Annotated in this window: 9 protein-coding genes and 1 tRNA gene; 4 read left to right on the top strand and 6 right to left on the bottom strand. The window is 71.2% G+C overall.

Annotated elements, in window-relative coordinates; translation table 11 throughout:
- Positions 1-9: 9 nt before the first annotated feature.
- Genes BJ998_RS20780 through BJ998_RS20790 form a run of 3 tightly spaced genes read right to left on the bottom strand, consistent with a single transcriptional unit; the run spans position 10 to position 3,294 of the window.
- The gene (locus tag BJ998_RS20780; RefSeq protein ID WP_184864050.1) at positions 10-660 is read right to left on the bottom strand and encodes a ThuA domain-containing protein; all 651 of its coding nucleotides are present in this window, start codon (positions 658-660) and stop codon (positions 10-12) included.
- Complete coding sequence (locus tag BJ998_RS20785; RefSeq protein WP_184864052.1) at positions 657-2,075, bottom strand: aldehyde dehydrogenase family protein; 1,419 nt, start codon at positions 2,073-2,075, stop codon at positions 657-659. Before BJ998_RS20785 ends, BJ998_RS20780 begins: the two co-directional genes overlap by 4 nt.
- A 49-nt stretch (positions 2,076-2,124) precedes the next feature.
- Positions 2,125-3,294: an ROK family protein gene (locus tag BJ998_RS20790; protein ID WP_184864054.1), complete on the bottom strand. Its 1,170-nt coding sequence runs from the start codon at positions 3,292-3,294 to the stop codon at positions 2,125-2,127.
- Positions 3,295-3,377: 83 nt separating this feature from the next.
- On the opposite strand from BJ998_RS20790, the gene BJ998_RS20795 reads away from it, so the two are divergent.
- The gene (locus BJ998_RS20795; protein WP_184864056.1) at positions 3,378-5,591 is read left to right on the top strand and encodes an ATP-binding protein; all 2,214 of its coding nucleotides are present in this window, start codon (positions 3,378-3,380) and stop codon (positions 5,589-5,591) included.
- A 49-nt stretch (positions 5,592-5,640) separates the two neighbouring features.
- Here BJ998_RS20795 and recD2 read toward each other — a convergent pair whose 3' ends face one another.
- On the bottom strand, positions 5,641-7,833 hold the full coding sequence (recD2, locus tag BJ998_RS20800; RefSeq protein WP_184864058.1) for an SF1B family DNA helicase RecD2: 2,193 nt from the start codon (positions 7,831-7,833) through the stop codon (positions 5,641-5,643).
- Between the two features lie 54 nt (positions 7,834-7,887).
- Between recD2 and BJ998_RS20805 the strand changes: the two genes are divergently transcribed.
- Positions 7,888-8,106 carry an RNA polymerase subunit sigma-70 gene (locus BJ998_RS20805; protein WP_184864060.1) on the top strand — a complete coding sequence of 73 codons (219 nt, stop codon included), beginning with the start codon at positions 7,888-7,890 and terminating at the stop codon, positions 8,104-8,106.
- Positions 8,106-8,642 (top strand): Clp protease N-terminal domain-containing protein, encoded by a 537-nt coding sequence (locus BJ998_RS49705; protein WP_184864062.1) that lies wholly within the window; start codon positions 8,106-8,108, stop codon positions 8,640-8,642. Before BJ998_RS20805 ends, BJ998_RS49705 begins: the two co-directional genes overlap by 1 nt.
- A gap of 188 nt (positions 8,643-8,830) precedes the next feature.
- Here BJ998_RS49705 and BJ998_RS20815 read toward each other — a convergent pair whose 3' ends face one another.
- Both BJ998_RS20815 and BJ998_RS20820 read right to left on the bottom strand, forming a co-directional pair.
- The gene (locus BJ998_RS20815; protein WP_184864064.1) at positions 8,831-9,796 is read right to left on the bottom strand and encodes a helix-turn-helix transcriptional regulator; all 966 of its coding nucleotides are present in this window, start codon (positions 9,794-9,796) and stop codon (positions 8,831-8,833) included.
- A gap of 274 nt (positions 9,797-10,070) precedes the next feature.
- Positions 10,071-10,146 (bottom strand) — tRNA-Lys (locus tag BJ998_RS20820).
- A 287-nt stretch (positions 10,147-10,433) separates the two neighbouring features.
- Here BJ998_RS20820 and BJ998_RS20825 point away from each other — a divergent pair.
- Positions 10,434-13,142, top strand: a complete 2,709-nt coding sequence (locus BJ998_RS20825) for an ATP-binding protein (RefSeq protein ID WP_184864065.1) — start codon at positions 10,434-10,436, stop codon at positions 13,140-13,142.
- The last annotated feature ends 20 nt before the right edge of the window (positions 13,143-13,162 follow it).

The following is a 13,162-nucleotide window of genomic DNA, read 5'->3' on the forward strand; positions in this document are numbered from 1 at the left end:
CGATCGATCTCACTGAACTACCTGTCGGCTCGCCCAGACCAGACCGCGATGGGTCAATGTGTACACCGCCGGATCCCAGAGATCCTCGGTGCGGTGCCCGATCGCGGAGAAGAAGATCCTTCCCGCGCCCCAGTTCCTGGTCCACGCCACCGGCATCGTCGCGGGCTGCTCCGGCGGCCCGAACTCGGTGGTGGCCAGAACGTTGTTCAGCGAATCGCTGAGCATCCAGTACTGCTCGGTGTGCACGGTGAAGTCCGGCAGCCCCGCCACGATCGGGTGATCGGACTGCGACCGGACGATCCGCACCTCGTAGTCCAGGAACTCCGGCGGGTGGTAGAGGAAAACACCGCCGACCATCCGCAGGTACTCCGGGCTGTCCTGGAAGGTGGCCACGACGCCGCCGTGCCAGCCGGCGAAGCCGGTGCCGGCGCGCACCGCCGACACCAGGCCGTCGCACTGCTCCGGCGTCAGCTTGCCCATCGACCAGCACTGCACGATCAGGTCGGTGGCGGCGAGCTTCCCGGCATCGGTGTAGACGTCCAGATCCTCGGCGATCTCCACGTCGAAGCCGGCGTCGGACAGTCCGGGCCGGAACATCTCCGTCGTCTCGACGGGACTGTGTCCCGCCCAGCCGCCGCGGACGATCAGCGCCCTTCTCATCGGCGGCCCGCCCAGTCCGGAATGGACAGCGGCGTGCGCTGCACGCCGATCCACTGCCGCTTGGTGAAGCCGGGCATCTGGTTCTCCGCGCCGTGCCGGGCGTGCGCGTCGTTCACGTGCACCTCGCCGGCGTGCAGCTGCTCGGCCACGTCCATGCCGCGGATGAGGTCGGAGGAGAAGACGGAGTTCATCAGCATCGGGTAGCCGTTGGTGAGGGCGATGGCCTCTTCCTCGGTGTCCACGACCGTCACCGGGACGACCGGGCCGAAGATCTCCTCGGTGAACGCCGGCATCTCGGGTGTGACGTCGGTGAGCACGGTCGGCCGGTAGAACAGGCCGTCGTACTCGGCGCCGGTCAACACCTTCGCGCCCATCTCGATGGACGGCTGCACGATCTTGCGATGCACCCGGTCCCGCTGCCGCTCGCTGATCAGCGGGCCGAGGTCGGTGGCCAGATCCATCGGGTCGCCGACGTTCAGCTTGGCGGCCCGGGCCACCAGGGCCTCCAGATAGGCGTCGGCGACGGCGCGCTGCACGATGTGCCGGCTGGCACTGATGCAGGTCTGGCCCTGGAACTCGTACGAGGCGATCATGGCGCAGGACGCGGCCAGCTCGACGTCGGCATCGTCCAGCACGACAAAGGCGTTGCTGCCGCCCAGTTCCAGCCGGATCGGGCGCAGGTCCACCGCGGCCGCGGCGGCGATCTCCAGGCCCACCTCGCGGGAGCCGGTGAAGTCCATCAGGTCGAGACCGCGGTGCTCGGCCAGTGGCTTGCCGGCGTCCAGGCCGTCGCCGGTGACCACGTTGAACACGCCGGGCGGGAAGCCGGCAGCGTCGGCCGCCTGGGCCAGTGCGAGGCCGCCGATGAACGGGGTCAGCTCGGCCGGCTTGAGCACCACGGTGTTGCCGAAGGCCAGCGCGGGCGCGACCGCCCGCATGGCCAGGTTCATCGGGTAGTTCCACGGCGTGATCAGGCCGACCACGCCCAGCGGCACCGCCCGGGACAGCGACAGCTTGCCCGCCTTGTACGGCTGGAGGATGTCGCCGGCGGTCTGCGTCGCCTGCACGGCCGAGATGGCCAGCTGGCGGATGCTGGTGCCGACCTCGTCCTCGGCCTTGTAGCGGACGCCACCGGTCTCGCGGATGCTCTGCTCGACCAGGTCGTCGTAGTTGGCCTGGAGGTAGTCGGCGAACTTGCGCAGGTAGGCGGCGCGTTCGGCGCCGGCCAGCGCCGCCCAGGCCGGCTGGGCCGCGCGGGCGGCGGCCACGGCCTTGTCCACGTCCGCGGCGGCGCCCAGCGCGTAGCGGCCGATCTCGGCGCCCGTCGCCTTCTCGTGCACCGGCGCGGTTCTGCCGGACTCGGCCGGAACGAAGGAGCCACCGAGGTACAACCGGCCGTCCGCGACTTTATCCATGTCTTAAGGTAAGTCGCGGACGAACGGAGGGTCAAGAGGCTGTTCCGGGTCACCCGCCGTTCGCGAGGAAGCGCATCACGGGCAGCGTGGCAGCGCCCAGGGCGACTGCCTCCGGGCCGAGCTGGCCCAGCTCGATGCGAGTGCCGTCACGCAGGTAGCTCAGGGTGTGCCGGCGCGCCGCGTCCTGCACCGCGTCCAGGATGGTGTGCCCGATGGACAGGCTCACCCAACCCGACAGCACCACGCAGTCCGGGGTCACCAGGTTGATCAGGTTCGCGATGCCGATGCCCAGGTACTCGGCGGTGGCGGCCATGGTGTCCGCCGCCGGCCCCGGCTGCTGCGCGCGGTCGGCCAGCTCCCGCATCCGCGCCTCGGTGTCCTGCGCCGTGAACGGCTCGCTGCCCGGCAGCGCCAGGTAGCGGTCCAGGATGCCCTCGGCCCCGATGTACGCCTCCAGGCAGCCGCGCGACCCGCAGCGGCAGGCCAGCCCGCCCGCGTGCACGACGGTGTGGCCCCACTCCGTGGTCGTGCTGGAAACGCCCTGGCTGGAGTCGGATTCCACGGCCAGCGCCGCCCCCACGCCCACACCGAGCAGCGCGATCACCGACCGCGTCGAGCCACGGCCGGCGCCCCGCCACATCTCCGCCTGGCCCAGCGTGCGGGCGCAGTTGTCGACGTACAGGGGAGCGCTCACGCCGTCGGCGAGCATCTTCGTCAGCGGCACACCCCGCCACCCGAACGTGGGCGCGTGCACCAGCTCGTCGCCGTCCACCGAGCCCGGCACACCCACACCGATGCCCAGGATGGTCACCGGGGACGTGCTCACCTCGGCGATGCCGGCCAGGATCAACTCGGCGACGTGCGAGGGCTCCAGGTTGCCGTCCATCGGGTACGTCGCCGTCGCCACCGTGTTCAGCGCGCAGTCGAACAGACCGACCTCGATGTGCGTCTCCCCGATGTCCACGCCGATCACGTGGCCGTAGTCCCGGCGGACCTGCAGCACCGTGCGCGGCCGGCCGCCCTCGGACTCCGCCGAGCCGGCCTCCTCGACCACGCCGTCCGCGATCAGATCGGAGATCACGTTGCTCACCGTCGACGAGCTCAGCCCGGACGAGTCGACCAGTTCGAGCCGGCTGCCCCGGCCCTGGAGATACAGCCGCGACAGCAGCGCCGACCGGTTGCGTCGGCGCAGCTCACGGGTGGTCTGTTTCGCTGCCACAGTGGGATCTTGCCAAACTTCTGGTCGATAGCGTTCACATCGCACCTGTTGGGCGCAACCAAACCATGAGAGAGAGTGGACGGATGGGTACCCGGGAGCAGGTCGGCGAGGGCTTCGGCCACGCCGTGCGCACCCGTCGCGAGGCGCTGGGCTGGTCGTTGACCGACCTCGCGGCCGTCGTCCGCTACGACAAGTCGCTGCTGTCCCGGCTGGAGAACGGCCGGCGCAAACCGACCGAGCAGCATGCACGTGCACTGGACAGTGCACTCGGGGCCGAGGGGCAGCTGATCCACCTGGCCCGTCGGGCGCTGCCGCGGTCGCCGGCCCAGCTGCCGGCCGCCCCGGCCCGGTTCGTCGGCCGGGACCTCGAGCTGGCGGCGCTGGCCGCGGCGGTGCGGGAGTTCGGCGACACCGGCGGCCCGACCGTGGTGACGATCGACGGGCCGCCCGGGGCCGGCAAGACCGCCCTGGCGCTGCGCTTCGCCCACTCCATCGCCCACGACTACCCCGGCGGCCAGCTCTACACCGACCTGCGCGGGCACTCCCTGTTCGACCCCGCCGATCCTGCCGACGTGCTGGAGGAGCTGCTCACGTCGCTGGGCGTGGAGAGCGAGAGCGTGCCGGCCCGGCTGGAGCAGCGCGCCAGCCTGCTGCGCTCGGCGCTGGCCCCGACCAGGACGCTGCTCGTGCTGGACAACGCGTCCGATTCCGACCAGCTGCTGCACCTGCTACCCGGGGCCGGCGGCTGCGCGGTCATCGTCACCAGCCGGGACCGGCTGTCCGGCCTGGCCATGCGCACCGGGGCCGCCCGCGTCACCGTCGCGCCGATGGCCGCCGCCGAGTCGGTGCGGCTGCTGTCCACGATCATCGGCAACCGCGGGTCGGTGGATGAGGACGCCCTGGGCGAGCTGGCCCGGCGCTGCGGGCACCTGCCGCTGGCGCTGCGGATCGCCGCCGAGCGGGTGGCGGTGTCCGAACTCGACGACCTGGTCGCCGAGCTGGACGACTCCCGGCTGGACGCGCTGGACGTCGCCGACGCCACGCCGGCGCGGACGATCATCTCCTGGTCGTACGGGCGGCTGGATGCCGGCAGTGCGCGGATGTTCCGGCTGCTCGGGCTGCACCGGGGGCCGTACCTGAGCGTGGCGGCCGCCGCCGCGCTGGCCGGCGTCCGCGTCGGCGCCGCCCGGCGCTTCCTCGACCGGCTCGCCGGCGCGCACCTCATCCACAACCCCCGGCGCGGACACTGGCGGTTCCACGACCTCGTCGCCGACTACGCCGCCGAGCTGGCGTCGTCCGACCCGGAGGCGGACGCCGCGGTGGCCCGGCTGGCCAGCTGGTACCTGCACGGGTACTCCTCGGCCGGCAAGGTGCTCGCGCCGTACCGGGACAACCCGCTGCGGATCGCCCCCGTGCTGCCGGACGTGGAGCCGCCGACGTTCGGGTCCGAACGGGACGCCATCGCCTGGTGCAAGGACGAGCTGCCGAACGTGCTGCCCGTGCTGCGGCTGGCGCTCGGCTACGGGCAGCGCGAAGCCGCCTGGCACCTGCCACTGGAGCTGTGGAGCTACCTGCTGCTGGCCCAGCCGTGGGGTGTGTGGATCGCCAGCCACCAGTTGGCGCTGGAGGCGTCTCGTGGGGACGACTACGCCCACGGCTGGGTCGCCACCAACCTCGGCGAGGCCTACCGGCGGATGGGCTCCCTCGCTGATGCCGGCGAGTACTACGCGCTGGGACGGGAGCTGCGGGAACGCTGCGGCGACCGGGCCGGGCTGGCGTGGTCGCTGGCCGGCTCCGCGCTGCTGGCCATCGACCGCGGCGAGGTCGCCGAGGCCCGCGACTTCTCCGAGGCCGCGGTCGAGTTGTTCGCGGAGACCGACAACTCCGAGGGGCGGGCGCTGCTGCTCGGCGTGCTCGGCGACATGCAGGACGCCCTCGGCGACCACCGCTCCGCTCTGGCGGCGTTCGTCGAAGCGGCCTCGCTGATGACCGCCCTGGGCAGCCTGCAGGGCGTCGCCCAGATGCTCACCCGCTCCGCCGAGGTGCACGTGGCCCTCGGCGAGCACTCGGAGGCCCTCGCCGACTTCGTCGGCGCCACCAACGCCGCCCGGCAGGTCGGGGACCTCGTCGCCGAGGTCGCCGCTCTCCGGTCCTACGCGCAGTTGCTGGCCGACGTGGGCCGGGTCGACGAGGCGCGGCAGGCGTGGACGCAGGCGCTGACCATCCTCGAATCCCGCGGCGAGGACGAGGACACCCAGGCGGCCGAGATCCGCGCCAAGCTGGCAACCCACCCCTGACCCCGGCGAGTCACGCTCTCGGGCACACCGAATGTAAGGTTCCGGCAGATCAGAACGCGGCCACCTGGCCGTGATCCTCCCTGAGTGGCGGCAGCACGCCGGCAGCCAGGTCCTCCCCGGTGAACCGCCAGGTCAACGCCGTGTTCCTGCGGTCGCCCGTCTGCTCGACCGCCATCCGCAGCGCCCGCGGCTGACCGACCAGCACCACCATCGCCTTCGCCCGGGTGATCGCCGTGTACAGCAGGTTCCGGCGTAGCAACAACATCCCGGCGCTCGTGCTCAGCGGCACCACGACGTACGGGTACTCGCTGCCCTGCGAGCGGTGCACGGTGATCGCGTAGCCGTGCGCTAGCTCCTCCAGTTCGTCGAAGTCGTACTCGACGGCCTCGCCGTCCTCCAGTGTGACCTCCAGCAACCGGTCTTCGAGGGACAGCGCCGTCACGGTTCCGGCGGTGCCGTTGAAGACCCCGTTCTTGCCCTTGTCGTAGTTGTTCCGGATCGGCATCACCCGGTCGCCGACGCGGAACGCCCGGTCGTCGGACCAGTACTGTGGCTCGCCCTCCTGATGCGGGTTCAGCACGTCCTGCAACAACCGTCCGATGTGGAGCGCGCCGACCTCCCTCGCCCGGCCGGGGCACAACACCTGCACCTTGTTCGGCTCGATGCCGTACGCGGCCGGCAGCCGCCGGGTGGCGATATCCACCACCGTCTCCGCGATGTCCTTCGGGTCCTCCGCCGGCACGAACCAGAACTCCGGGTTGTTCACCGGAAGCACGCCGTCCCGCACGCTCACCGCGTTCGCGGTGATGCCGCTGCCCGCGCCCTGGCGGTACACCCGGCTCAGATGCGTGCGCGGAATGTCCGGCACGTCAAGGAGATCCCGCAACACCGAGCCCGGGCCGACACTGGGCAGCTGATCGACGTCACCGACGAGGAGCAGGTGCGCGCCCGCCGGGACCTTGTCCATCAGCGCGTCCGCGAGGCCGACGTCCAGCATCGAACTCTCGTCCACGACGATGAGATCCGCCGACAACGGATCGTTCACGTCGAACAGGCCGCCGTCGTCGTCCTCCGGCTCGGCGTTGCGGCCCAGCATCCGGTGCACGGTCATCGCCGGCATCCCGGTCAGCTCGGACAGCCGCCGTGCCGCGCGGCCCGTCGGCGCGGCCAGGGTGATCTTCGCACCGGCGGCCTTGGCCGTCTTCGCGATGTGCCGCACGGTGAAGCTCTTGCCGCAGCCGGGACCGCCGGTCAGGATCGACACCGTGTTCGTCAGCGCCATGTGCAGCGCCTGACGCTGGGTGTCGTCCAGTTCGGGGCTGTCGAGCTTCGGCTTGCCCGGCAACGACGACGGTGTGCCCAGCAGCCGCATCACGTTGTCCGCCAACATGGTTTCCTGCTGGTGCAGGTACGCCTGGAAGACCACCTCACGGCCGCCGATCCGCTCCTGCACGACCTTTCGCTTGCGCCGCAGGGCATGCAGCGCCGCCCGGATCAGCTCCTCGTCCTGCTCCACCATCGCCGTGGTGTGCGTGAGGACCTCGTTCACCGGCAGGAAGCAGTGGCCGCCCATGGTTCGGGCTTGGAGGAGCGTGTGCAGCACCGCCGCCTGCATCCGTTCCGGGCTCTGCTCCGGGATGCCGGCCGCCAACGCGATCGTGTCCGCGGTGGCGAAGCCGATGCCCCAGACCTCCTCCACCAGCCGGTACGGCTCGTTGCGCACCACCTGCAGCGAGTGTTCGCCCAGCTTGCGGTGGATCCGCACGGCCAGCGCCGGGCTCACGCCGACGCCCTGGAGGAACACCATCACCTCGCGGACCGCGCGCTGGTCGGCCCAGGCCGCGATGATCTTCGCCATTCGGTCGCGGCCGATCTGGTGCACCTCGAGCAGGCGCTTCGGGTCGCGGTCGATCACGTCGAGGGTGTCCGCGCCGAACGTGTCCACGATGGCGTCCGCCAGCTTGCGGCCGATGCCCCGGACCAGGCCGGAGCCGAGGTAGCGGCGGATCGCGTGCACCGTCGCCGGCAGCACCCGCTCGCACTCGTGGACCTTGAGCGTTCCGCTGTTCGTCCAGTCACCGTCGACGCGGACCGTCTCGCCGGGCTGCAGGCCGTGCAGGACGGTGCCGGCGATCTTGGTTTCGCTGCGTTCGCCCGTGGTCAGGACCGCGACCGTGTAGCCGTCCGCCCCCACGTACATGAGGCGGTCGACCACACCCTCCGCGACGGTCACGTTCCTCATCGTAGGTGTCAACCTTGGTTGACGGCCTTGTTGTCGTCAACTAAGGTTGACGATATGACCGACGTGAACGACCTCGCGGCCGCCGCCAGCGGCGCCGACGTGCGCACCGGCCTGCGGGCCGCGCTCGCGCTGCGCCGGCTAGCAGAGACGTTGGAGGCGCTGCAAGTCGGCAATGCGCGGCGGCAGGGGTGGTCCTGGCAGGAGATCGCCGACGCGCTGGAGGTCACCAAGCAGGCCGTGCACAAGAAGTACGCCAACCGTCAGGAGGAGTGATGTTCGAACGGTTCAGCCGCGCCGCGCGGGAGGTTGTCGTGCAGGCCCGGCAGGAGGCGCAGGCGTTGGGGCACCGGCATCTGGGCACCGAACACCTGCTGCTCGCCATGGTTTCTCGACCAGGCGGCGCCCATGACGCCCTTGTCGCCGCCGGTCTGTCGCGCGAACGGGTCGCTGCCGTCATCGCCGACACCACCGTGCTCGGCGCCGCCGATGCCGACGCCTTGAAAACCGTCGGCATCGACCTGGACGCCGTGCTCTCGCGCATCACCGAGACCTTCGGCCCCGACGCCCTGCGGCGGGCCGTTCCCGGACGACGTCGTCGCGTCGGCGTCACGCCCCGGGTGAAGAAGGTGCTGGCCCTTGCCCTGCGCGAGGCCGTTCACCTGGGCAGCAACACGATTGGCACCGAGCATGTCCTGCTCGGCATCCTCCGTGACGGCAACGGCCGTGCTTCGAGGATCATCACCGGTGCCGGTATCGACCCGGCCTCGCTGCGGCGCGCCGTCGTCGACGGCTTGAGCAAAGCCGCTTGACCCCTTCTCTCTCTTTCCTTCTTGCCCCTCCGCCTTCCTTACGCCCTCCGCGTTCCCTTGTCCTTCTCCTCTGCGTCGTCTTCTCCCTCCGTCCCTCCCCCCGCAGCCCTCAGCCGCGCGCCGCGAAGGCGGACTTCGTGGCCTGTGACGGGAACAAGGCCGCCTTCGTTGGGTTGGTCGGGCTCCGGCTATCGGTGGCGCTCCGCCATTCGCCGCACGATCTCGGCGAAGGCGGTGCGGACGGCGGGCGGGGCGAGCACCTCCACCTCGCCGCCGAGGGCGATCAGTTGGCTGGCGGCGATGCGTGGCTCCTCCAGTTCGACCGTGACCTGCGTCCAGCCGTCGGCTTCGGGCGGGCCGGCCTGGTCCAGAGCCTTGATCGCGGCGTCGGGGTCCAGGATCGCCGGCAGGGCGCGGACTCCGGCCGGGCTCAGGCGGATCTGCACGGCGACGGTCCACAGCGACCGCTCGAACTGTGCCGACGACTGCTTCCACCAGGAGACGAGGTCAAAGGCTGCCGGCCGCTCGAAGCTTTCGCCGGTCTCCTTGACCGCGTCGATCCGCGCTACGCGGTAGGTGCGGAAGTCGCCGTCGACTTCGGCGATCAGGTACCAGACGCCAGCCTTGAGCACGATGCCCAGCGGCTGCAGCGTTCGGCGCACGGTCCTGCCGTGCCGGCCATAGGTGATCTCGATGCGTCGCTGCTCCCAGACCGCCTTGGCGATCGCGGCGAGATGCTCGGCGTCGTCGGCACGACTGAACCAGCCGGGGGCGTCCAGGTGGAAGCGCTGCGCCATCGCCTGCGCCTGCTCGCGGAGGGTGGGCGGCAGTGTCGCGACGAGCTTCGCGTGCGCCGCCGACATCGCGGTGCCCAGGCCCAGTTCCGCCAATGCCTGCGGCACGCCCATCGCGAAGATGGCCACTGCTTCCCGGGACGTCAGGCCGTCCAGGTGGGTGCGCCAGCCGTCCACGAGTCGCACGCCGCCGTGCCGTCCGGGCTCCGTCCACAGTGGAACCCCCGCGTCCCGCAGCGCGGCGATGTCCCGGTGCATTGTCCGCTCCGAGACGTCCAGGGCCTTCGCCAGCTCGGCCACCGTCGCGCTTCGCTTGCTGTACAACGTGAACAGCAATGCGACCAGCCGCTCGGCGCGCATCAGTCCCCGTTCCGGAGCAGCCTGTGGAGCCTGCTCACCAGCCGTTTCGGGCCCGCGCGGGCCACCGCGCGTACGTCGTCGGCGGTGACCATCAGGCTATCCGTTAGGGATGATCGCGCCGTCGCTGAGGCGGACGACCTTGACGCGGTCCTCGGACCTGCCGAGGAGGGGATCGACGAGTCCGTTGCGGAGCAGGTAGGTGGGGGCGAAAAGTGCGGCAAAGGCGCGGCGGGGATCCTGGACGCGAAACGCCCAGGCCGATGACCTGGGCGTTTGGTGGGCCGCCTGGGGCTCGAACCCAGAACCTACGGATTAAAAGTCCGCAGCTCTACCAATTGAGCTAACGGCCCGTGGCCACACGATAGCGCCTCCGGGTGGAGGGCTGCCGGCGCATCGGGATGTCAGCCCGGCCACAGTGGGTACGCGATCGGGTGATCAGCGGCGATGCGAGGGGCGATGCGAGGAGTAACATTGGTGTAGCGGAGAGTGGCCGATGTGGTCGGCGTTGTTCTTCTGGGCTGGGCGGACCATCCTGGACGGCGTGCATATGCACGGGCATCCGCGGCTCGGTATCCAGGGGGCCGCGGAGGGCTCTTGAGCGGAGAGAGGACCTACCAGGCGGCGGACGGGGGTTGGCGTGGACAGCCTCGAGGCCCGGGCGCAAGGCCGCCCGCTGGTGGGGAGGGCGACGGAGCTGGCGCGGCTGGAGGAAGCGGCGGCGAGGGGGCGCGGGGCCTTCACGCTGGTGGAAGTGGTGGGGGAGCCGGGAGCGGGCAAGACGAGGCTGCTGGCGGAGTTCACGGCGAAGCGGCTGGTCCTGAAGGGCCGGGCGGAGGAGTCGGAGCGGGACGTGCCGTTCGCGCCGCTGGTGGACGCGCTGGTGGACAGGGTGGACGCGACGCTGGCGGAAAGGCTGAGCGAGCCGGAGACGCAGCTGCTGGCGACGGCGTTCCCGGTGCTGTCGAAGAAGCCGGCGACGGAAGTGGTCAAGCCCCGCCTGTATCGGGCGATGAGGTCGCTGCTGAGGGAGCTGGCGCCGGCGGTGGTGGTCCTCGACGACGTGCACTGGGCGGACGAGTCGACGATCGAACTGGTCGATTACCTGGTACGCCACCCGCTGCCGGCGCCGATGCTGCTGGTGCTGGCCTACCGCCCGCACCAGGTGTCGTTCCGGCTGTCGAAGGCGCTGGCGGAGCACGCGGTCCGCATCGACCTGGGCCCGCTGTCGAAAGCCGACGCGGAGCAGCTGCTGGGACCGGCGATGAGCCCGCACACCAGGGATCGCCTGTACGAGGCGAGCGGCGGGAACCCGTTCTACCTGGACACGCTGGCCCGCACCCGCGCGACGGGCGACCGGACGGAGTTGCCGGAGTCGGCCCGCGCGACACTGTCGGCGGAGCTGGCGGGCCTGGCGGCGCAGGAGGCCCTGGTGGCCAGGTCAGCGGCGGTGGCGGGTGACACCTTCGAGCCGTCGGTGATCGCGCACGTCGCCGAGGTGCCGGAACACGTTGTCCTGCAGGCATTCGACGACCTGGTGGCGAGGGACGTCCTGCGCGAGGTGGAGGGCTCGGGGCGGTTCCGGTTCCGGCACTGCGTGGTGCGCCACGTGGCCTACAACTCGGCGGCCGCGGGGTGGCGCCATGGCGCCCACGCCCGCATCGCGTCGTACCTGGCGAAGGTCGGGGCGCCGGCGGTCAGAAGGGCGGAACACGTTCTGCGGTCGGCGAAATACGGCGACCAACAAGCAGTGGACACTCTGGTCACGGCGGCCCGGGCGATAGCGACGAACCAGCCGGAGACGGCGGCCGCCTGGTACGAGGCGGCCCGGCAGCTGGCGGTCGACGACGACGCCAGGGTCCGCACGGAACTGGCCTTCTGCCAAGGAATCAGCGGCCGGATCATGCCGGCGCTGGAGACGTTCGGCGCCGTCCTGAAGACGCTGGACGACCCCACCGAACGGGCGTCGGCGGCGGCCTTCGCGGCGCTGCTGGCGCACCTGCGCGGCGAGCACGACTGGGCCAGGCTGCTGCTGACCTCGGAGCTGAATCGCCAACCGGACCTGGATTCCGAGGCCGCGGCCCCACTGCGCCTGCAACTCGTGCTGGACGCGGCGCTGCGGGGTGAAGCCCGTACGGCCAAGCCGTTCCTGGACACGGCCCCGGACGACGACCGCAACCGCTGGGCGGTCCCGTTCGCGGCGCTGCACGCGTACGTGAAAACGGTGGACGGCAACCGCTTCGACGCGACAAGGGCGGTTCTCACCGCGGCCCGCATGGTGGACGCCAGCGACGACGACGAGTTCCTGCGCTGGCTGCCGGCGATCCACATGCTGTGCTGGGCGGAGGTGCTGATCGGCGAGCACCGCCTCGCGCTGCGCCACTTCACCAAGTCGGTCGAGCTGGCCCGGGACAACGGCCACCACTACTTCATGCCCCAGCTGCTGCACGGCCTGTCCTTCGCGTACGTCATCGCGGGCCGCCTCAACGACGGCCTGGCCGCCGTCGAGGAGGCGCTGGAGTCGATGCACCCGCAGGCCGGCGTCCGGGGCGCGCTGCTCGGCGTCTGGTGTCAGCTGCACAGTTGGCGGGGCCAGCACGCGACGGCGATCCGGGGCGGCAAGAGGGCCATCGCGGCGATCGGCGACGCGCACCCGTCGCTGGCCTCGCTGGCCCGCAACCAGCTGCTGCTGGCCCAGGTGCACGCCGGCGACCACGCCAAGGCGGTCGAGGAGATGCTGCCGCAGCTACCGAAGATCGACCCGTACACGAGGCTGATCAGCTGCTGCCTGCTGGCCAGGGCGGACGCCCCGAGGGCCCGGCAGTGGGCCGAGCAGGCCGAGGGCCTGGCCGACGGGCGGCTCGACGTCGACGTCGTCTTCCGCGACCTGGCCTGGGCGTACGCGAAGAACGACGCCGACCGGGCGCTGACCGCGGCCGCCGCGGCGGAGCGCATCGGCATGCCGCTGTGGGAGGCCACGGCCAGGCTCCACGCCGGCGCCTGCCTGGCCCGTGACGGCCGCCGCGACGAGGCGCTACGGGAGCTTCAGGCGGCGGCGGCCATCTTCAACGTCTGCGAGGCGACGGAGCTGCACGCCACGGCCGTACGGGAGCAGCGCCGCCTCGGCGTCCGCGTTCCGCACACCGGGGCCCTGGCCAACACGCTGTCGCCGCGTGAGCTGGACGTCGCCGAGCTGGTCTGCGCCGGCAGCACCAACCAGCAGATCGCCGAGAAGCTGGTGCTCAGCGTGCGAACCGTGGAGACCCACCTGACGCACATCTTCGCCAAGCTGGGCGTCACCAACCGGGCCGGCGTCGCCCGGGTCCTCGCCAGCCAGAACGACGATTGAACTCCTCGCCGCCGTCAGCG

The sequence above is a fragment of the Kutzneria kofuensis genome (genome assembly GCF_014203355.1).
GTDB lineage: Bacteria > Actinomycetota > Actinomycetes > Mycobacteriales > Pseudonocardiaceae > Kutzneria > Kutzneria kofuensis.

What these genes read in the sequence shown, in the direction of transcription:
- BJ998_RS20815 (WP_184864064.1), bottom strand. Translation starts at nt 9,796, where the DNA reads ATGCGCGCCGAGCGGCTGGTCGCATTGCTGTTCACGTTGTACAGCAAG.
- BJ998_RS20785 (WP_184864052.1), bottom strand. Translation starts at nt 2,075, where the DNA reads ATGGATAAAGTCGCGGACGGCCGGTTGTACCTCGGTGGCTCCTTCGTT.
- BJ998_RS20780 (WP_184864050.1), bottom strand. Translation starts at nt 660, where the DNA reads ATGAGAAGGGCGCTGATCGTCCGCGGCGGCTGGGCGGGACACAGTCCC.
- recD2 (WP_184864058.1), bottom strand. Translation starts at nt 7,833, where the DNA reads ATGAGGAACGTGACCGTCGCGGAGGGTGTGGTCGACCGCCTCATGTAC.
- BJ998_RS20795 (WP_184864056.1), top strand. Translation starts at nt 3,378, where the DNA reads ATGGGTACCCGGGAGCAGGTCGGCGAGGGCTTCGGCCACGCCGTGCGC.
- BJ998_RS49705 (WP_184864062.1), top strand. Translation starts at nt 8,106, where the DNA reads ATGTTCGAACGGTTCAGCCGCGCCGCGCGGGAGGTTGTCGTGCAGGCC.
- BJ998_RS20805 (WP_184864060.1), top strand. Translation starts at nt 7,888, where the DNA reads ATGACCGACGTGAACGACCTCGCGGCCGCCGCCAGCGGCGCCGACGTG.